Source organism: Variovorax sp. UC74_104 (assembly GCF_044055375.1).
In the GTDB taxonomy this organism is placed as follows: Bacteria; Pseudomonadota; Gammaproteobacteria; order Burkholderiales; family Burkholderiaceae_C; genus Variovorax.
In genome coordinates, this window is the sequence record NZ_CP171978.1 from 2,739,866 (window position 1) to 2,759,158 (window position 19,293).

At 70.1% G+C, this 19,293-nt stretch carries 12 protein-coding genes and 2 pseudogenes; 6 read left to right on the top strand and 8 right to left on the bottom strand.

Annotation, left to right across the window (positions count from 1 at the left end; all coding sequences use genetic code 11):
• Position 1 precedes the first annotated feature (1 nt).
• The gene (locus tag ACHMXA_RS12710) at positions 2–3,160 is read right to left on the bottom strand and encodes an efflux RND transporter permease subunit (RefSeq protein ID WP_395320866.1); all 3,159 of its coding nucleotides are present in this window, start codon (positions 3,158–3,160) and stop codon (positions 2–4) included.
• A 19-nt stretch (positions 3,161–3,179) separates the two neighbouring features.
• Positions 3,180–4,388, bottom strand: coding sequence for an efflux RND transporter periplasmic adaptor subunit (locus ACHMXA_RS12715; RefSeq protein ID WP_395320868.1), 1,209 nt, complete (start codon positions 4,386–4,388; stop codon positions 3,180–3,182).
• Positions 4,389–4,531: 143 nt separating this feature from the next.
• Between ACHMXA_RS12715 and ACHMXA_RS12720 the strand changes: the two genes are divergently transcribed.
• Positions 4,532–5,155 carry a TetR/AcrR family transcriptional regulator gene (locus ACHMXA_RS12720; protein ID WP_395320870.1) on the top strand — a complete coding sequence of 208 codons (624 nt, stop codon included), beginning with the start codon at positions 4,532–4,534 and terminating at the stop codon, positions 5,153–5,155.
• 36 nt (positions 5,156–5,191) lie between these two features.
• Here ACHMXA_RS12720 and ACHMXA_RS12725 read toward each other — a convergent pair whose 3' ends face one another.
• The 4 genes from ACHMXA_RS12725 to ACHMXA_RS12740 form a co-directional block, all read right to left on the bottom strand.
• On the bottom strand, positions 5,192–5,422 hold the full coding sequence (locus ACHMXA_RS12725) for a hypothetical protein (protein ID WP_176664713.1): 231 nt from the start codon (positions 5,420–5,422) through the stop codon (positions 5,192–5,194).
• Positions 5,423–5,476: 54 nt separating this feature from the next.
• Complete coding sequence (locus ACHMXA_RS12730) at positions 5,477–5,782, bottom strand: hypothetical protein (RefSeq protein WP_176664714.1); 306 nt, start codon at positions 5,780–5,782, stop codon at positions 5,477–5,479.
• A gap of 11 nt (positions 5,783–5,793) precedes the next feature.
• Positions 5,794–9,999, bottom strand: coding sequence for an OmpA family protein (locus ACHMXA_RS12735; protein WP_395320872.1), 4,206 nt, complete (start codon positions 9,997–9,999; stop codon positions 5,794–5,796).
• A gap of 97 nt (positions 10,000–10,096) precedes the next feature.
• On the bottom strand, positions 10,097–15,022 hold the full coding sequence (locus tag ACHMXA_RS12740; RefSeq protein WP_395320873.1) for an SdrD B-like domain-containing protein: 4,926 nt from the start codon (positions 15,020–15,022) through the stop codon (positions 10,097–10,099).
• 119 nt (positions 15,023–15,141) lie between these two features.
• On the opposite strand from ACHMXA_RS12740, the gene ACHMXA_RS12745 reads away from it, so the two are divergent.
• Positions 15,142–15,396 (top strand): hypothetical protein, encoded by a 255-nt coding sequence (locus ACHMXA_RS12745; protein WP_395320875.1) that lies wholly within the window; start codon positions 15,142–15,144, stop codon positions 15,394–15,396.
• On the opposite strand, the pseudogene ACHMXA_RS12750 reads toward ACHMXA_RS12745, so the two are convergent.
• Positions 15,378–16,493, bottom strand: a pseudogene (locus tag ACHMXA_RS12750) (hypothetical protein); the annotation flags it as partial. The gene ACHMXA_RS12745 and the pseudogene ACHMXA_RS12750 overlap by 19 nt on opposite strands.
• Positions 16,494–16,869: 376 nt before the next feature.
• On the opposite strand from ACHMXA_RS12750, the gene ACHMXA_RS12755 reads away from it, so the two are divergent.
• Positions 16,870–17,274, top strand: a complete 405-nt coding sequence (locus tag ACHMXA_RS12755; RefSeq protein WP_395320877.1) for a hypothetical protein — start codon at positions 16,870–16,872, stop codon at positions 17,272–17,274.
• Positions 17,275–17,351: 77 nt separating this feature from the next.
• Here the strand turns inward: ACHMXA_RS12755 and ACHMXA_RS12760 are convergent.
• Positions 17,352–17,666: pseudogene (locus tag ACHMXA_RS12760) on the bottom strand (hypothetical protein); the annotation flags it as partial.
• On the opposite strand from ACHMXA_RS12760, the gene ACHMXA_RS12765 reads away from it, so the two are divergent.
• The 3 genes from ACHMXA_RS12765 to ACHMXA_RS12775 are packed head-to-tail and all read left to right on the top strand — an operon-like array spanning position 17,578 to position 19,292.
• The gene (locus ACHMXA_RS12765) at positions 17,578–17,880 is read left to right on the top strand and encodes a hypothetical protein (RefSeq protein WP_395320879.1); all 303 of its coding nucleotides are present in this window, start codon (positions 17,578–17,580) and stop codon (positions 17,878–17,880) included. The pseudogene ACHMXA_RS12760 and the gene ACHMXA_RS12765 sit on opposite strands and share 89 nt — an antisense overlap.
• A 24-nt stretch (positions 17,881–17,904) precedes the next feature.
• Positions 17,905–18,381, top strand: coding sequence for a hypothetical protein (locus ACHMXA_RS12770; protein WP_395320881.1), 477 nt, complete (start codon positions 17,905–17,907; stop codon positions 18,379–18,381).
• Positions 18,382–18,428: 47 nt separating this feature from the next.
• On the top strand, positions 18,429–19,292 hold the full coding sequence (locus tag ACHMXA_RS12775; protein WP_395320883.1) for a helix-turn-helix domain-containing protein: 864 nt from the start codon (positions 18,429–18,431) through the stop codon (positions 19,290–19,292).
• Position 19,293 lies beyond the last annotated feature (1 nt).

Genomic DNA, 19,293 nt, shown 5'->3' on the forward strand with positions numbered 1-19,293 from the left:
TTCAGGATGCGGCCGTGGCCGGTTGTGCATGCGCGATGGGTTCGGCAGGCTCGGCGGAACCGCTCTTGAAGAGCCCGCGCACCAGCACGAAGAAAAGCGGCACGAAGAAGATCGCGAGTACGGTGCCCGACAGCATGCCGCCGATCACCGCGGTGCCCAGCGCGTGCTGCGCACCGGCTCCCGCGCCGCTGCCCAGCACCAGCGGCAGCACGCCGAGGATGAAGGCCAGCGAGGTCATCAGGATGGGTCGCAGCCGCAGCCGCGCGGCCTCCAGCGCCGACTCGACCAGCCCCTTGCCCTGCGCGTGCAGGTCCTTCGCGAACTCGACGATCAGGATGGCGTTCTTCGACGCGAGGCCGATCGTGGTGAGCAGGCCCACCTGGAAGTAGACGTCGTTCATCTTCCACGTGAGGAAGGCCCCGAGCAGCGCGCCGAACACGCCCAGCGGCACCACCAGGATCACCGACAGCGGGATGGACCAGCTCTCGTAGAGCGCGGCCAGGCACAGGAACACGATCAGGATCGACAGCGTGTAGAGCAGGGTGGTCTGGCCGCTGGAGGCCTTCTCCTGGCGCGAGAGTCCGGTCCACTCGTAGCCGATGCCCGCGGGCAGCTTCGAGACCGCCTCCTCGACGATGGCCAGCGCCTCTCCGCTGGATGCGGCTCCCGGCATCGCCATGCCCAGGATCTCGACCGACGGAACGCCGTTGTAGCGTTCCAGGCGCGGCGAGCCCGAGCTCCAGCCGGCCTTGGCGAAGGAGGTGAAGGGCACCATCGTGCCGGCGCTGTTGCGCACGTACCAGCGGTCGATGTCCTCGGGCAGCATGCGGTACTGCGCGTCGGCCTGCAGCATCACCTTCTTCACGCGGCCCTTGTCGATGAAGTCGTTGACGTAGCTGCTGCCCCAGGCGGCCGAGAAGGTGTCGTTGATGTCGCTCATCGAAAGCCCCTGGGCCTGCGCCTTGTGCGGGTCGATCTCCAGCCTGAATTCGGGCGAGTCCTCCAGGCCGTTGGGGCGCACCGCCACGAGGCGCTTGTCCTTGCCCAGCGTGGCGAGCAGCTGGTTGCGCGCCTGCATGAGCGCGTCGTGCCCGAGGTTGGCGCGGTCCTGCAGCATCAGGTCGAAGCCGGTGGCGTTGCCCAGTTCGGCGACGGCCGGCGGCGCGAAGGCGAACACCTTCGCGTCGCGGATCGTGTTGAAGAAGGCGCCGGCCTTTGCCGCGACGCCGTTCACGCTCAGGGCCTCGCCCTTGCGCTCGTCCCAGGGCTTGAGCTTGACGAAGGCGAAGCCCGTGTTCTGCCCGCTGCCCGCGAAGCTGAAGCCGGCCACCGTGAAGAGCCCCGAGACCGCGTCCTTCTGGTCGACCAGGAAGTGGTGCTCCATCTGGCGCATGACCTCTTCCGTGCGCGCGTTCGTCGCGCCCGGCGGAAGCTGCACCAGCGCGAACATCGTGCCCTGGTCCTCGTCCGGCAGGAAGCCCACCGGCAGCTTCATGAAGCCGACCACCACCAGCGCCAGCACCACCGCATACGCGGCCATGTAGCGCCAGCCCTTGCCGATCATGTGGCGCACGAACCCCTGGTAGCGGCGGTTGCCGCGGTCGAAGCTGCGGTTGAACCAGCCGAAGAAGCCGGTGCTCGCCATCGCATGGCCCTTGGGTACCGGCTTGAGCAGCGTCGCGCACAGGGCGGGCGTGAGCACCATCGCCACCAGCACCGACAGCGTCATCGCCGAGACGATGGTGATCGAGAACTGCCGGTAGATCACGCCGGTGGAACCGCCGAAGAAAGCCATCGGCACGAACACGGCAGCCAGCACCAGCGCCACGCCCACCAGCGCGCCGGTGATCTGGCCCATGGACTTGCGCGTGGCCTCCTTGGGCGAGAGACCTTCCTCGGTCATCACGCGCTCGACGTTCTCCACCACCACGATCGCGTCGTCCACCAGCAGGCCGATGGCCAGCACCATCGCGAACATCGTGAGGGTGTTGATGGTGAAGCCGAAGGCCGCGAGCACGCCGAAGGTGCCCAGCAGCACCACCGGCACCGCGATGGTGGGAATGAGCGTGGCGCGGAAGTTCTGCAGGAAGAGGTACATCACCAGGAACACCAGCACCACGGCCTCGACGAGCGTGCGCACCACTTCCTCGATGGAGATGCGCACGAACGGCGTCGTGTCGTAGGGCTTCTGCACCTTCATGCCCTGCGGGAAGAACTTCTCCAGCTCGGCCACGCGCGCGTCGATGGCCTTGACCGTGTCGAGCGCGTTGGCGCCCGCGGCCAGCTTGATGGCCAGCCCCGCGGCCGGCTTGCCGTTGTAGCGGCCGACCGTGTTGTAAGACTCGCTGCCGAGCTCGATGCGGGCCACGTCGCGCAGGCGCACCTGGGCTCCGTTGGTCTGGGTGCGCAGCAGGATGTCCTCGAACTCCTGCGCGGTCTTCAGGCGCGTCTGCGAGGTGATGGTCGCGTTGATCTGCTGGTTGGCGGCCGCCGGCATGCCGCCGAGCTGGCCGGCGGACACCTGCGCGTTCTGCGCCTGGATCGCGGTCTTCACGTCCAGCGGCGTGAGGCTGAAGTTGGAGAGCTTGTTCGGGTCGAGCCACACGCGCATGGCGTACTGCGAGCCGAAGAGGGTGGTGTCGCCCACGCCCTCCACGCGGCTGATGGCCTCCTGCACGTTCGCGGCCACGTAGTCCGACAGGTCGGAGCCGTTCATGCTGCCGTCCTCGGAGGTGAAGGCCAGCACATTGAGGAAGTTGGTGGCCGACTTCGTCACGGTCACGCCCTGCTGCTGCACTTCCTGCGGCAGCAGCGGCGTGGCCAGCGAGAGCTTGTTCTGCACCTGCACCTGCGCGGTGTCGGGGTCGGTGCCGTTCTCGAAAGTGAGCGTGATGGTGACCGAGCCCGACGATTCGCTGGTCGAGGCCATGTAGCTCAGCCGGTCCAGCCCCTTCATCTTCTGCTCGATGACCTGGGTGACGGTGTCCTCCAGCGTCTTCGCTGAAGCGCCGGGGTAGTTGGCGGTGATCGCGACGGCGGGCGGCGCGATGCTCGGGTACTGCGCGATCGGCAGCGTGGCGATGGACATCGCGCCGCCCAGCATCACGATGATGGCGAGCACCCACGCGAAGATGGGGCGGTCGATGAAGAAGCGTGCCATGAGGGTCTCTCCCGATCGATCAGTTGGCCGCACCGGCGGCGCCGGCCGGGGCCGCGCTGGCCGTGTCGGTGCCCGTCTTCGGCTTGGGGCTCCACTGCACCGTCTTCACCGCGACGCCGGGCGCCGCGCGCTGCTGGCCGTCCACCACGAGCTTGTCGCCGGCCTGCAGGCCGCCGCGCACCAGCCACTGGTCGCCGATGGCGCGTTCGGTCTCGAGCGAGCGCCGCTGCAGCTTGCTCTGCGCATCGACCACGTAGGCCGTGGGCTTGCCGGCGCCGTCGCGCGACACGGCCTGCTGCGGCACCAGCAATGCCTGCTCCTTCACACCTTCCTGCAGCACGGCGCGCACGTACATGCCGGGCAGGAGCACGGCGTCGGGGTTGGGGAACACCGCGCGCAGCGTGATGGCGCCGGTGTTCTGGTCCACGGTGACGTCCGAGAACTCGAGCTTGCCTTCGAGCGCGTAGGTGCTGCCGTCCTCCAGCAGCAGCCGCACCTTCGCGGCGTTGGCGCCGCTCTTTTGCAGGTCGCCGCGCGCCATCGCCTGCCTGAGCTGGAGCATCGCGGCGCTGGGCTGCGTCACGTCGACGTAGATCGGGTCGAGCTGCTGGATGGTCGCGAGCGCGCTCGACTGGCTGGCCGTGACCAGCGCGCCGGGCGTGACCGACGACTTGCCGATGCGCCCCGAGATCGGCGCGTCGATGCGCGCGTAGGCGAGGTTGATGCGGCTGGTCTCGACATTCGCCTTGGCCGCCGCGACGTCAGCCTCGCCCTGCCGCAGCGAGGCCGCGGCGTCGTCGTAGTCCTGCTGGCTCACGGCCTTGATGGCCACGAGCTCCTTGTAGCGCTCGGCCTTCAGCCGCGTGGTGCCCAGGCTGGCCTGCGCCTTGGCGAGCGCGGCGACGTTGCTGTCGTAGGTTGCCTGGTAGGTGGCGGAGTCGATCTGGTAGAGCGCCTCGCCGGCCTTCACGTCGCTGCCCTCGCGGAACTTGCGCGACTTCACGATGCCGCCGACCTGCGGTCGCACGTCGGCGATGAGGAAGGGCACGGTGCGCCCGGGCAGCTCGGTCGTGATGGCCACGCGCTGCGGCTGCACGGTGACGATGCCGACCTCGGGCGTGCCTGCCGCCGGGGGCGGGCCGCCCGGGGGCTTGCCGCAGGCGACGAGCATGAGGGTGGACACGACGGCCGCGGCAAAGGTCAGGCCGTAGGTGAGAGGGGGGCGCATTGCGGTTCTCCTGGGAAAACGACCGGACGCAGGTAGGTTCAGTCGGCGTTTAAATAGACAGTGCTGTACTGAAATGTATTTTGACTTGAATGGGCTGTCAATTAAAATAGTCAGGCGTGTACAGAAATAAGGAGGGACACCGTATGCGGGTAAAGACCGAAGCGAAGCGCGACGCCATCGTCCAGGTGGCATCGGAAGTCTTCAGGGAGCTGGGATTCGAGGGCGCCTCCATGGTGGAGATCGCCGCGCGCGTGGGCGGCTCGAGGGCAACGCTCTACGGCTACTTCGCCTCCAAGGAGGAACTGTTCGTCGCGGTGATGCTCGGCGCGGCGAAGAGCCACTTCGATCCGATCTTCGAGGCACTGGGCCAGGAAGCCGACGACGACCTCGAACGCGTGCTGCAGCGCTTCGGCGAGAAGGTCCTGGCGGTGGTGTGCTCGCAGGAAGTCATCGAGTCGCAGCGTGCCGTGATCGCCGAGTCCGGCCGCAGCGACATCGGGCGTCTCTTCTACGAGGGCGGCCCCAGGCAGGGGCTCGCCGCGATGGCGGGCTTCCTGGAGCAGCAGATGCGCAAGGGCCGGCTGCGCACGGCCGACCCGACGGTGGCGGCGCACCACCTGCTGGCGTTGCTGGATTCGGAGACCGTCAAGCCGCGCCTCTTGGGCATCCAGGGGCCGATGACCCGCAAGGAATTGCGCGAGGCGACCCAGCGTGCCTTGCAGGTGTTCCTTGGCGGCTATGCGCCGGCGGGCAAGGCCGCAGGGTGATGCGACGCTTTGGGGCCTTGGAGGCCCTCGGGGGGCTTACTGCTTCGGCAGCATCCCGGAGGACGGCGATGCCAGCATGCCGTGCCTCAGGCTCCACACGCAGGCGCCCAGCCGCAGCAGCCTTTCGACGTTGCTGTCGTAGTAGGGGCTTTGCGCGTCCTCCTGCTCGATGAGCTCGGAGATGCAGGCGAGTGCGTCGGTGGGCGTGAAGCCCAGGCCCGATCGGGCCATTCCCATCACTGTCACGAGAACATCGGTCTTCTTCATTTCGTCCTGCTTCCGGTGGGCGGGTGGAGCATTGTTCGCCGGTGACGATCGCCCTCAGCGCGCACCGGCGATGAGCCGGACTTCGCTGCAAAGCCGGGGACCGTAGTCCTCGCAGCGTACCTCGAAACCGTACGCCGCGGCGCGCCGCAGCGCGAAGGCGGTCACGTCGCGCAGGTAGGTGCACCCCGGCTTGCGGCCCGCGGCGGCCCGGGCCTCGAAGTCGGCCTGGAAGTCGCGCGCCCATTCCTCGTAGAGCCTGTAGCGTTCTCCATGAGGGTCGATGAAGCCCGCGCGCGCCAGCGTCTGCGCGATGTCGACCAGCGGCACGGTGATGGGAATCCCGGCGTTGCGTTCATGCATGGCCGGCTCCTTCAGAACTTGCCCAGCACGTTCAGGAACCACCCCTTGCTGCGGTAGCTCATGTCGGTGAGGTTGTCGGAGTAGTCGGTGAAGTTGTAGCCGATGCCCACCTTCAGGTTCTCGTTGACGTGGTAGTACGCGGCCGTGACCCAGCCGCTCTTGCGGTCCTTGAGTTCCTTCGCGCGCAGCGTGCGCCACTCGAGCATCCAGTCCCAGTTGCGCACCAGCTTCCAGTCGACGCGCAGCACCGCGAGCTCGGCCGAGCTCTTGAACCACGGCGCGGAGCTGTCGCGGCTCGCGCGCAGCTCGCCCAGCCGCCAGGCGTACTTGCCGCCGATGGTCCAGCGCGGGTCGATGTCGTAGGTGGCGTCGATGGCGAAGACGTGGCTGCGCTGCTGGTAGTCGATGCCGGTGGTCGAGACCGTGCCCAGCGTGGAATCGACACCGCCGGAGACCACCTGGCCCGGCGACGAGAGGTCGTACAGGTAGGTGTACTTGAACAGCAGGTTGAGCTTGTCGTTCAGTGCCGGGCGCAGCGCGTAGCCCAGCATGGCCTCGGTGTACTTGGCCGCGGCCAGCGTGCCGGTGGTGCTGTCGCTGTCGGCCCAGTTGAACTTGCCGATCCAGCGCGAGTCGTCGTCCACCTTCCAGCTGAAGGAGTTCTTCACCAGCCAGCTGGTGCGGGTCTCGGCGGTGGTGCGGTCCTTGCGGTATTCGAGGCCGCCGCTGTACTTGAGGCGTTCGCTCGAATAGCCGCTGGTGAAGGCCACGGCCTGGCGGCGGGTGGCGCCGAGCGTCTCGGCGCCGACCCAGCCGTTCTCGAAGTTGACGCCGAAAGTCCAGTGCGTGTCGGGCGCGTACTGCACGCCGTAGGCATGCGTGAGGCCCGGCTGCGCGCCGGTGGCCTGGCGGTGCTCGGTGAACATGGTGAGGCCGTCGCCCACGCGCGAGCGCAGGCCGGTCACCAGGCTGCCGCCGCGGCCGATGAGGTTCTCGTCGGTGCGGCCGGTGTCCGACACGTAGGTCATGTAGACGCTGGAGCGATCGTCGTACTGGTAGTCGACGCCGGCCTTGCCCGCGAAGCCGCCGTCGCCGGTGGAGAGCTCGCCGCGCAGCGCGAGCTTGTCGTTGACGCGGTAGCGCCCGCCGAAGCCCAGCCGGTCGTTCTCCAGCCGCGTGCCGGTGCGCCGCAGCGTCTTCTGCGCGAAGCCGTAGGCGCTCCAGCGGTCGGCGCCGGTGTATTCGAGCTGCACGGCGGCGTCGGCGCGCTCGCCCGATACCGCCTGCGTGGTCGGCAAGGACGGGCTGTTGATGAGCGCGTCGCCGGTCTTGTCGTCGTAGCGCAGGCCGAGGCCGAGCTTCCACTCGGGCGACAGCGCCAGCGAGTACTGCGCGTCGAGCACGCTGCTGTTGTAGCCGTTCTGTTCGTCGCGGCGGTCGGCCTTCAGGCGCAGCTCGCCGTTCTCCGCCTTCTCGCCGAAGGGCACGGTGGCCTGCACGCCGACCTGGCGCGTGGCGTTGCTCGCGTACTCGCCCGGTGCCGAGAAGCCGGCGTCGCGCGACTGCGCATAGGCGCTCACGCGGCCGCCGCCGCGGATGTCGAAGTCCCCCAGGTCGGCTTGGCCTTCGAGGCGCCATGCGTTGGCGTTGCCGGTGGGGCCGTTGCCCAGTCCGTTGGTCAGGGAACCGTTGCGGCCTGTGAAGCTGAAGCCGCCGTCCGTCGAGTCGAGCTGGCTGGTGCCTGGGCCCTTGCTGCGCGCGAACTCGCCCTTGACGTAGGTGTTCTCGGTCTTGCGCAGCGTGAGGTCGACGCCGGCCAGGCGCTGGTCGCCGCCGATCTGGTCCTGCCGCGAGGCGGTGACGCCCACGCCGACGTTGTCGTTGGCCCACCACGAGACGCGGCCGCCCACGGCCAGCGTGTCGAGCGAGGTGGCCAGCGGCGTGTATTCGTAGTCCACCACCAGGTAGGTCGGCATGCCGGTGAAGCCGCCGGCGCGCACCAGCGAGCCGTCGTCCGACAGGCTGGGCAGCGGCGCCGACAGCAGCACGCGGCCCTGCAGGTAGTCGATCTCGTAGTCGGTGGTGGGCACGAGCTGCGTGCGCTTGAGCACCAGGCCGGAGTCGCGGTCGCGGATTTCGAGCGTCACGCGCTCGGCGCCGCGCGTGATGTCCTGGTTGCGCAGGTAGTAGAGCGAGCCGCCGGTGCCGCGGAACTCTTCGCGAGCGGCCAGCGTGCCGGGCTCGGCGGCGAAGGCGTCGACCTTCAGCCGCGCCTCGCCGAAGGAGGTCGATTCCTCGCCCAGGTAGCGGCCGTGGAAACCATAGAGGCCCCGGCTCACGCGGGTGAGTTCGGTGTCGCCGAAGTTGAGCTTGAAGTTGCCCCACATCGCCTGCGAGCGGCCGTCGTCCACGCGCAGGTAGAAGCGGCCCTGGGTGGGCGCGTCCTCGACGGTGGTGGAGTCGTCGCCGAAGGTGCTCCACGAATCCTCCGGGTCGAAGCGGCGGAAGAGGGAGGTCGGGTCCTTGCGGTCCATGTTGCGGAACAACTCCTTCAGCGGACGCTCTTCCGTGTCGACGCTGGCGGTGAGCGTCCAGCGGTCGTTGAGCTGGCCTTTGGCGTAGCCGGCGATGCGGCCTTCGCTCCAGCCGCCACCGCCGTAGCGGTTCTTGTCGTTGGTCATGATCGCGGCCGGGCCGCTCACGCTGTTGCTGCCCACGGTGAGGTCGGCCTGGCCCACGAAGAACCAGTCGCTGGAGGGCAGGTCGAAGTCGCGCCGGTAGGCGCGCGTGGCGCCCTGCGCGTCGGTGACGGCGATCTCGCCGGTCTGCACGCGGCGCGGCACCAATTGCTGGAACACGAAGCGCCCACTCTCGTCCACCGGCACCGCGAAGCCCAGCGCGCGCACGCTCTCGCCGGGGCGGATGGCCGCGCCGCTGGCGGTGACGGTGCCCGCGCTCAGCGGAATGTTGGCGATGGCGATGTTGTTCTGGCCGTAGCCGCGCAGCAGCTCGCGCGCCGCATCGGGCGGCGTGCCGGTCTCGGGCTTGTGGCGCTTCACGAGCGTGAGCGAGAGGTCGTCGGTCTCGTCGAAGCGGCCCTGGCGGTCGTACACGCGCACGCGGTAGTAGAGCTTGCCGGTCGCGCTTTCGGGCATGCGGTCGAGCAGGCCCTCGGGCACCTGCCATTCGCCGCGCAGGCCGGCGTCCAGCGGCACGGTGGCCAGCAGGCGGCGCTGCATCGCCTCGTTGGCGGTGTACACGCGCAGCTCGGCCTTCGAGGTGAAGAGCAGGTAGTTGCTGTAGCCCGCGAAGCGCACCGTGTCGCCGGCCACCACGGTGGTGGGCCAGGCGCTGGCGCTCAGGCGGCGTGGCTGCGAGAGGTTGTCGTACTGCAGGCGCAACTGGTTGCGCTCTAGCTGCACGTCGACGCAGCGCTGGCGGTCGGCGCTGGTGGTGCCGTCCGCCGAAGCCTGCTTGCCGTCGGGCGACAGCAGCTGGCCGTCCACGCTCAGGCGCAGCGGCGCGTCGTCGGTGCCGAAGGCGGTGAAGGTGCGGCACACGCCGGGGTCGGCGGGCGCGGCGACCGGGGTTGCGGCGACGGGCGCGTCGCGCCAGTACACGCGCACCTCCACGCGGCGGTTGGCCGCCCAGTTGGCGGGGTCGGTGGCTGGCGTGGCGACGGGCGCGTCGGGGCCGCGCGAGCTCGCGGCCGCGGCGGTCTCCGGCAAGCCGAGGCGCTGCGTCAGATAGCGCGCGGCCTGCTGCGCGCGCGCCAGGCCCAGCGCGTGGTTGTCGGCGAAGCGCTCGCGCGACTTCGCGCTCATCGCCTGCGTGTCGGTGTGGCCGACGATCTCGAAGCGCAGGCCGTCGCGGCCCTTCACCTGCTCGGCGATGCGGTCGAGTTGCGCGCGGTCGGCGGGGGAGAGTGCGTCGGCGCCGGAATCGAAATGCGGCGTGCTGGCGTCGCTGCGTTCGGCGGGCGTGGCGACTGGCGATGAAACCGGGGCGGCCGCTGCCACGCGCTCGTCGCCGAGCACGAAGGTGGCCTTGGGCAGCTCGCGCTCGCTGCTGCGCGGCAGGTGGCGCGCGCCGTCGATGTCGATCGCGCGCGGGTCGGCCGCGGCGCGGTCCAGCATGCGGCCGCGCACGGCGCTTTCCTGCGCGGCGGCCAGACCCATGCCCAGGCAGGCGGCGGCCACGGCGCCCGCGAGGGCCATGCGCTTCGGAAGCGCCTTCTTCTTCTTCTCATGTCGGCTCGCTCGATCGGGTTCGGTGTCTGTTGTCGGGTCATGGCGGCGGTGTCTTTTCCTCGCGTCATGGCTTGACCTCTTCGGAAGAGGCGGCGGCAGGCACCAGCTCGATCTCGACGTCCAGGTTGAAGAGCGGCGGCTCCTTGCGCGAGGCGCGCTGCTCGCCGAGCTGCTTCCAGCGCGAGAGCACCGCGGCCTTCACCGCGTCGGTGCGGTCGCGGCCCAGCGATGCGGGCTCGCCCGGCGCGGCCTTGTAGGCCAGGCGCAGCACCGAGGTCTTCTCCGCCAGCACGGCGACCGTGCGGTCGAGCTCGCCTGCGAAGGCGGCGCGCAGCGTGGCGGCGCCGTCGTCGAAGGCCGCGCCCTGCAGCGCGAGGCGCACCACGCGGTGCACGGTGGCGCCGAAGTTGATCTTCAGCACCTTGCCGCGCGTGGCGCGCTCGGCCGCCGGGTTCTCGCTGGTGGTGCGATAGCCCGAGGGCAGGGTGCGCTCGTCGAGCTTGAGCACCAGGTTGCTGCCGGTGCCTTCCTTCGGAATGGCGGCGCAGGCGATGTGGTAGCGGCCCTCGGCGTCGGTGGTGGCCAGCACGCCGTTGACGGTGGCGATGCGCACGTTGGCCACGCCCGGCTCGCCGTCGTCCTGGTAGCCGTTGGCGTTCCTGTCGTCGTAGACCTTGCCGATCACGTCGGTGCAGTCGAAGAGGGCGTCGGGCACCACGCGCACGGCGGCGGTGGCCAGGTTCGAGAGCGTCCGGCCGCCCACGCCCTGTGTGGCGACGACCTGGTTGACGAACTCGCCTTCGCCCACGCCGACGCCCACGCCCGCGACCATCAGGTATTCCTTGGTCTCGTTGGGCGCGAAGTTCTGGCCGGGCACCACGACCTGGCGGCCGTTGACCTGCGGGATCACCGGCAGCGCCACGCCGCCGGGCAGCGTGCGCACGCTGAGCGAGCCCTGGATGTAGCGGAAGCCCGGCGGCAGCGTGTCGACCACGGCCACGCCCGGCACCGTGGTGCTTCGCGTGTTCCGCGCCGTGATGCGGTAGGGCAGCAGCTCGCCCTTCTTCACGGTCAGCTTCGAGGTGGTCTTGCGCAGCTCGATGAGCGTGGCGTTCGACGGGTCGAGCGGGATGTTGTTGGCCACCACGTGCTGGCCGCCGCCGCCCGGCATGTTGAACACCAGGTAGTAGCCGGCACCGGTCACCAGTGCCGCGCCGGGGCTCACCACGCAGGGGTTGGTCTGCGCGGGCGCCGGTCCGTTGGCGGGCGCCGCGCACGACTGCGTGCCCAGCGCGCCGGCCGCGGGCGGGTACATGGTGGAGGGCAGGTAGGCGCCCGGCGGGGTGATGGCCAGGCGGTACTCGCCGGCCGGCGCGCCCGGCAGCACGAAGAAATCGTAGTAGCCGTTGGCGCCGGTGGTGTAGCTGTCGCGTCCGTCGAGCAGGTGCTGCGCGGGGTCGAAGCCCGGCGGGCCGACCAGCTTCACCACGGCGCCGGGCACGGGCGTGCCGCCCACGCTGTCGTACACCACGCCACCCGGGTCGTAGGGCAGGTCCTGCTTCTGGATGTTGGCGCCCGCGGTCACGCGCACCTTGATGCTGAAGCGCGGGTCGCTCGCGGCCGGCGTCGGGTAGGGACCGTTGGCGCCGTTCTGCGCGGCATCGGTCGGCCACACGCCGCCCACCACGCGGCCGTCGGGCGAGCGGAAGCGCACGCGGTATTCGCCGGGCGTCAGGTCGCCGAAACGGTAGCTGCCGTCGGCGTTGGTGGTCACGGTGTAGAGCACGGTGGCCGCGTTCTCGGCGCAGGCGTTGCCGCCGTCGGCGCAGCGCATCAGCTCCACCGTCCAGCCTTCGCCCTGGCCCTCGCCCGATTCGCGGCTGCGGTTGTGGTTCTGGTCGAACCACACGGTGCCGGTGAGCGACGCGGGCTGGTTGCTGTGCTCGGTGAAGTCGTAGCCGGTGCCGTTGGCTTCCAGGCCGGTGAAGCTCACGCGGATCTGGTTGGTGCCCTGCGCGGTACCGCCCAGCGTGCCGGGGATGGCGATGCCTTCGTCGTAGCCGCTCGGCTGCGTCTCGGTGACGGTGTAGCCGCCGCTGCCCGGAAGGGGCAGGCCGGGCAGCTCGTAGCGGCCGTTGGCGTCGGTGACGGCGGTGCGCGTCACCGGCTGGCCGGCTGCGTCGGTGCCGGTGAGCGTGATGGTCACGCCGGCGATCGGAAGGTCCTGCGGCTCGCGCTTGCCGTTGCGATTGGCGTCGTTGTAGACGGTGCCCGCCAGCGATGCGCCGCGTTCGCCGAAGTTGTAGTTGTCGCCGTTGCCGCCGCGGTAGGCGATGGCGCTGACGACGTCGTTGCCCAGCGTGCCGGTGGCCGCGCCCTCGACCGTGCCCACGGCGTCCAGGCCGTCGGCGTAGGTCACGGGCTGCGTCTCGCGCAGCGTGTAGCCCGCCGCGTCGGCCGGCAGCAGGCCGGTGAAGACGTAGCGGCCGTTCGCATCGGTGACCACCGTGGCGTTCACCGCGAGGCCGCTGGCGGAGCGGCCGGTGAGCGTGAGCGTCACGCCCGCAATGCCGGCCTCGGTGGGCTGGCGCACGCCGTCGTTGTTGGTGTCGACGTACACCCAGCCCGCGATCTGGCCGCCGCGTTCGCCGAAGTTGTAGTCGATGCCCGCGTCTTCCGACACCAGCGCGAGGCCGCCGAAGCGGTCGTTGGTGCCGCCGGGGTTGGCAGTGCCGCGCGGCGCGCCTCCCACCGTGCCGAGCGACTCGGGGCCGTCGGCCACGCCGGCGGGTTGCGTCTCGTCGATCTGGTAGGTGCCGGGCGTGAGCGCGTCCACCAGGTAGCGGCCGTCTGCGGCGGTCTGCACCGTGCGGTCGACCGCGTTGCCCTGGAAGTCGGTGCCGGTCACGCGGATGGTGGTGCCTGCGATGCCGGGCTCGCCGGTGTCGCGCGTGCCGTTGGAAGGCGCCACGTCGGCGTAGACGTAGCCCGAGAGGCTCGCTGGCTTGACGGCAGAGAAGTTGTTGCCGGCGGAGCCCGCGCCCGCGGCGCCCAGCACGATGTTCTGGATGACGTTCGCGGTCGAGCCGTTGGGGCCGTTGGTCACGCCGCTGCCGCTGGTGGGCACCGAGCCCGGCGTGCTGCCCGCGCCGCTGACGGTGCCGGCGCGCGTGATGCCGGGCAGGTAGCCCGCGGGCCGCGCCTCGGTCACGGCGTAGCTGCCCGGCGCGAGGTTCGGGAAGCTGTAGTCGCCGCTGGCGTCGGTGGTGGTGGTGCGCGACACCGCCTGGCCGTTGACGTCGGTGCCGGTGAGCGTGATGGTCACGCCAGCCAGGCCCGGCTCCGTGGCCGGTGCGCCTTGCGCGCCGTTGCCGTCGCGGTCGTAGTAGACGCGGCCGGAGATGCCGCCGGGCAGCAGCTCGCCGAACCAGTACTCGCCCTGCGTCGACGGTACGTTGGTGCCCGAGACGGTCACGCCGGTGATGACGTTGCCGCCGCCCTGGGGCGTGCCGGGCTGGCCGTTGTTGTTGGCCTTGCCGGGCGCGAAGTTGGCCGGCTGCGTCTCGGTGATGGTGTAGCCGCCAGCGCCCGAGGGGGGCACGTTGCGGAACTCGTAGGCGCCCGTCGTGCCTGTCGCCACCGCGAGGAGGTTCACCGGGTTGCCCGCGGCGTCGGTGCCCGTGAGGCGCAGTTCGACGTTGGGAATGCCGGTGTCGCCGGCCTGCGGGACGCCGTCGTTGTTGCCGTCGACGAACACGCGCGTCGTGATGCGGGTGAGCTGCTCGCCGAAGTTGTAGCCGGTGCCGTTCACGTTGGAAGCCAGCGTGATGGCGCTCACCACGTCGTTGCCCGCGGTGCCGCCCGCGGAGCCTGCCGCGTCGGTGCCGTCGACGAAGCCGGCCGGCTGCGTCTCGGTCAGCGTGTAGTTGCCGGGCGTGAGGTTGTTGAAGGCGTAGTTGCCGGTGCCCGTCGCCGTGGTGGTGGTCAGCGACACCGGGTTGCCGTACATGTCGGTGCCGGTCAGGGTGACGGTCACGCCGGCGATGCTGGGGTCGCCCGCACTGGAGGAGCCGTTGTAATCGGCGTCCTGGTAGACGCGGCCGGCCAGGCTGGACGCGCGCACCTCGCCGAAGTTGTTGGCGCTGGAGGCGCCGCCGGTGCCAAGCACGATGTTGTCGATGCGGTTGGCGTTCGAGCCGTTCGGGCCGTTGCCGGTGCCCGGCGGCACGGTGCCGGGCGTGCTGCCCGCGCCGCTGACGGTGCCCGCGCGGGTGATGCCGGGCAGGTACGCGGCGGGCTGGTCCTCCACCACGCTGTAGGTGCCGGCGGGCACGGTGAAGCTCCAGTTGCCGCCGGCATCGGTGGTGGTCGTGAGGGCGATGGGGTTGCCCGCGCTGTCGGTGCCGCTCAGGCGGATGGTCACGCCGGCGATGGCGGGTTCGCCGCCGTCGATCAGGCCGTTGCCGTTGAGGTCTTCGTACACGCGGCCCGAGAGCGCGCTGTTCTGCAAGGTGACGCTGCCGTCGTTGAAGTTGTTGCCGCCGTCCGGATCGGTGCCGCCGTTGGTGTCGCCCGAGCCGGTGGTGACGATGTGCGCGCGGTTGGTCAGCACGGTGCCGTTGGCCGGTGCCGCGCCGCTGAAGCGCACCGGAATGCGCACGGTGGCCGTGCCGTTGGCCGGCATCGAGGTGATGGCGCAGCTCACGGCGGTGCTGCCGGCCGTGCCGGTGCAGGTGGGCGCGGCGGGCGTGAAGCTGCCGCCGGTCACGGTGAACACTGGGGTGCCCGCCAGCACCAGCGGTGCGGGCAGGGTGTCGGTGAAGCTGGTGGTCTCGGCACTGTCGGGGCCGTTGTTGCGCAGCTGCACGAGCCAGTCGAAGGGCACGGCCGAGGACGCGGTGGTCACCGGCGCGGCAGTGCCGGAGGAGACGGCGGCCTTGGAGACCACCTGCACGTCGGCCTTGAAACGGAAGGTGGTGTTCTCGGCCACCGCGTTGTTGCCCTGGACGGTGTCGAAGGCGTTGCGCGCGGCGTCGAAGAAATCGACCTTGGCGTTGTTCTGGAAGGTGCCGCGAGAAAACGCCGCGCAGCACGACGCGGAACTGCAGCGTGTTGAGGTCGCCGGTGGAAGTGGCGCCGGTGCCTCCCAGCGTGGGAATGGTGAACACGATCTGTCCGCCGGCCGAGCCTATGGCCGCGCCGCTGGCCAGCGCGAAGGTCGTGCCTGCCGGTGCATTCGCCGGAATGCTCACGGACACCAGCGTGGGCGGCGCCTCGCCGTTCGGACCTGGCAGCGGCAGCGTGTCGACCATGCGCACGTCTTCCGCCGTCGAGGCGCTGTTGTTCGACACCGTGATGGTGTAGCCCACGTCATCGCCCACGTTCACCGGGTCGACGTCGTCGCGTTTGGTGACGACCAGGTCGTACACCGGTGCGGTGATCGTGGCGGGCACGGCGGCGCTGTTGTTGGCCGTGTTGATCTCGGGCGTGGCCGTGGAGACCTGCGCGGTGTTGGTCACCGTGGAGCCGTTGAGCACATACAGCGGCCGCACCTGCACCGTCACGGTCTGCTGCACGTTGCGATCGAGCGAGGTCCAGGCGCACTCGAGCTGGTTGTTGGTGGTGCCGGTGCCCGTGGGCTGCGTGGTGTTCGGCTTCGTGCTGCAGTTGCCGCCGCCCGAGGCGGTGGCCGAGATGAACATCAGGTTGGCCGGCAGTGTGTCGACCACGTGCACGTCGTAGGCGCGGCTGAGGCTGCCCTGCGCGAGGCTCTGGTTGCGCGCCGTCAGCGTGTAGGTGAGCAGCTGGCCCACGGGCACCGAGGCGGGGCTGGCCGACTTGGTGACCGTCACGTCGGTGCGCGCGAGCAGGAAGGCGGAGGCGCTGCCATTGTTGTTGCCCAGGTCCGGATCGGCCGGCGTGGTCGCCAGTGCATTGGCGGTGTTGTTGATCTGGAAGCCGTGGTCGGTGGCCGAGGCGCCATCGCCGTAGTGCTTTGCGACAACCTGGATGACCGGGCACAGCGGCAGGGCGCTGGCGGGGTCGGTGCTCGCGCGGCAGACCGGCAAGGTCGACAGCGTGCAGTTCGACAGCGACGCCTGGCCGAAGCCGCTGCCGTTGGCCGGCAGCGCGCAGGTGCCCGCGAAGGTGCCGCCGTTGGGCGTCTGCGAGACGCTGCCTGCGCCGATGACCTGCGCGAAGGCGTCGGTGACGACCACGTTCTGCGCCTCGGATGGGCCGGTGTTGACCACCTCGATCTGCCAGGTGACGTCCTGGCCCGCGATCTGGCGGTTGCCAGCGCTGTCGCCGATGCCCACCACGCGCTTGAGCACCTTCACGTCGGCCGCGGTGGCGCCGTCGTTCGCGCCGGTGCCAAGGCTCACGCAGTCGTTGCCGGTGTTGGCGTCGGGGTCGGCGCCGAGCGTGGGGGCGCCCGCGGGCAGCGCCACGTTCACGCACATGCTGTTGACGATCTGGCCGCCCGGCGGCAGCGACGGGATGGTGGCGTTCACGATGATGTAGCCGCCGTTGCGCGCGCTGCTGCCGTTGGATGTGTCCACGCTGATGTCGGCCGAGAGCGTGCGTGTGCAGGTCACGGTGGCCGGGCCGGGCACCGGCGTCGCGGGCGTCGGCACGACGGTGGCGCCGCCCTTGGTCACCGTGCAGGTGTAGCCGTCGCGCTGCGTGACGCTGTTGATCTGCACGCCGGCCGGCAGGTCGTCCACCAGCTGGATGGTGCTGCCCGCCAGCAGGCGGGTGCTGCCGAGGTTGGTGCTGCCGACCTGGTAGTCGAAGGCCTGGCCCAGCGGTACGTTGTTCTGCGGCCAGCTGCGGCGCTTGTCGGCGCGGAAGTCGGTGGCCGACACCGCCACGTCGGCCGGTACGCTGCCGGTGGCCGAGTTGGAGATGGGGCCGGTCGCGCTCACGGTGGCTTCGTTGACGATGCCGGTGCCGGCCGTCATGGCGATGACCGGAACCACGACGTCGCCGAGCGCCACGTTGGCGCCGCCGCTGCCGCCGATGTTGCTGCGCGTGCAGCTCACCGTCTGGCCGCTGACGGAGCAGGTCCAGCCGGTGGACTGCGCGGGCAGCGGCTGGATCGCGAAGTTGGCGGGAATGGTGTCGGTCAGCGTCACGCCCGTGGGAGCGGTGCCGCTGAAGCTCGGGCTCAGCCTGAAGTTGAAGTGCTGGCCCACCAGCAGCTGGCCGCCGTCATGGCTCTTGGCCAGCGCGAGCACGTAGCCCGCGGTCACGGTCGTGTTGGCGGTGGCGCTGTTGTTGGTGGAAACGCCGTCGCCCACCGAACCCGCGGGCGCCACGGCCGGCTGGTGCGTGATGGTGGAGCCCGCGCCCGCGGTGACCACGGCGTTGATGCTGTAGGTGCGGGTGTTGCTGCCGGCACCTGCGGGCGTGGCCGGCACGTTGCACGTCAGCTGGCTGCCGCTGATCGAGCAGCCCGAAGGCAGGCCGCTGCCCGAGACCGACAGGCCCGTGGGAATCGGGTAGGTCAGCGTCGAGCCCGTGCTGGTGTCGGGACCGTTGTTGGTGACGGTGAAGACGATCGGCACCGTGGAGCCGCTCGGAGCGGTGGCCGGTGCGCTGATCGACACCGCCACGTCGGCGCCCTGGTTCACGGTGATGATCTTGGTCTCGCTGGAGCCGCCACCGCTGGGCTCGGCCTTCACTGTCAGCGTGCCCTGCGAGACCGTGCGCAGCAGCACCTCGAAATTGCGCTGCTGGTTCGCGGCGAGCGTGATGCCCGAGCAGGTCAGCGTGCCGGGGCCGGCGGCGCCAACGGACACGTCGGCCGAGCAACTGCCTACGGGAACAGTGCCGGTGCCCATGTAGATGCTGTTGGCGGGAATCGTGTACGTGAACGAAGCGCCCGGCGCGCCGATCGGCAGGCTGTCGCTCTCGGCGATGGTGACGGTGCTCGTCACCGTACCGCCGGCGGGAAGGATGTCCGGCGAATGCACCAGGCTCGACACCTGCGGCACCGCGTGCGCGGCGGTGGCGAGCAGCAGCGCCGCAAGAGGCGCTGCGAGCCGCGCGGCAAGGTGCGCCGTGCGGCGGCGCCAATGGCCGTGCCGCGGACTCGCGGCGCTGGAAGACACGTCGCGCCGCGCCTGCGCGTGCGACAGATTCGATGGGGTCCTGAACATCCCGTCCCTCGTGATGGCTCTGTGTTGGCCGGGCACCGTTTCTTGTGGCGCCGCGAAGGCGGCAGGTGCTCCGGAAAGGGCGGGATTCTTCGGCGCCACCCCGAGAGGCGCCTTTGCGATTCAGGACGAAAGCTTTGCCAGTGATGACATTTGTTTACTAATGCAACATAATGTGAACCAAATGTGAACTAATTCACGCTGCGTTTCGGCGACGCACTTCTACGCTCGACGCCCATGTCCTACTGGTCGACAACGCCGCCCCGGCGCGCGCACATCCTCGTCATCGACGACAACATCGAAGAGCTGCAGTTGCTGCTCGGCGTGTTGCGCGAGGCGGGGCACCGCATCAGCCTGGCGTTCGATGCGCTGGAGGGCTATCGCAGGGCGACCGCATTGCAGCCCGACCTGGTGCTGCTCGACGTGCGCATGGGCGCCACCGACGGCTTCGCGACCTGCCGGTTGCTGAAGGCCGACCGCACGACGGCACGCATCCCGGTCATCTTCGTGACCTCTTCGAGCACGGTGGAAGAGCGCCTCACGGGCCTGCGCGAAGGCGCGGTCGACTACATCCTCAAGCCCTTCGAGCCGGCGGAAGTGCTCGCGCGCGTGGCCGTGCACCTTGCGCTCGCAAGCTGCAGGCACCAGGCGCAGGCCTGCATGGAAGAGGCCGACAGCGCGCTCGAGCACGCCAGGGGCGAACCTGGCGCCGACCATGCCGACCATGCTGACCATGCTGACCATGCTGACCGTGTGCTCGCGCAGGCGGTCGAACGGCTGATAAGGGCCGACCTGGCCAAGGTGCCCACGTTGCCCGCGCTGGCCGCGAGCGTGGGCACGCACGAGAAGCGCCTGTCGCGCGTGTTCCGGGAGCGGACGGGCCGCACGGTGTTCGAGTTCGTGCGCGAGGCGCGCCTTGCGGAGGCGCAGCGGCTGCTTGCGAACTCGGCGCTCAGCGTGGAGGAAGTGGCGCTGGCCGTCGGCTTCTCGGGCGCAGCGAATTTCTCGACCGCATTCCGCGAACGCTTCGGCAGCACGCCCACCGCCTTTCGCCAGGCGCGGCTGGCCCCGGTCGCGCCGCCGTCGGTGCCTTCGGCCTGAC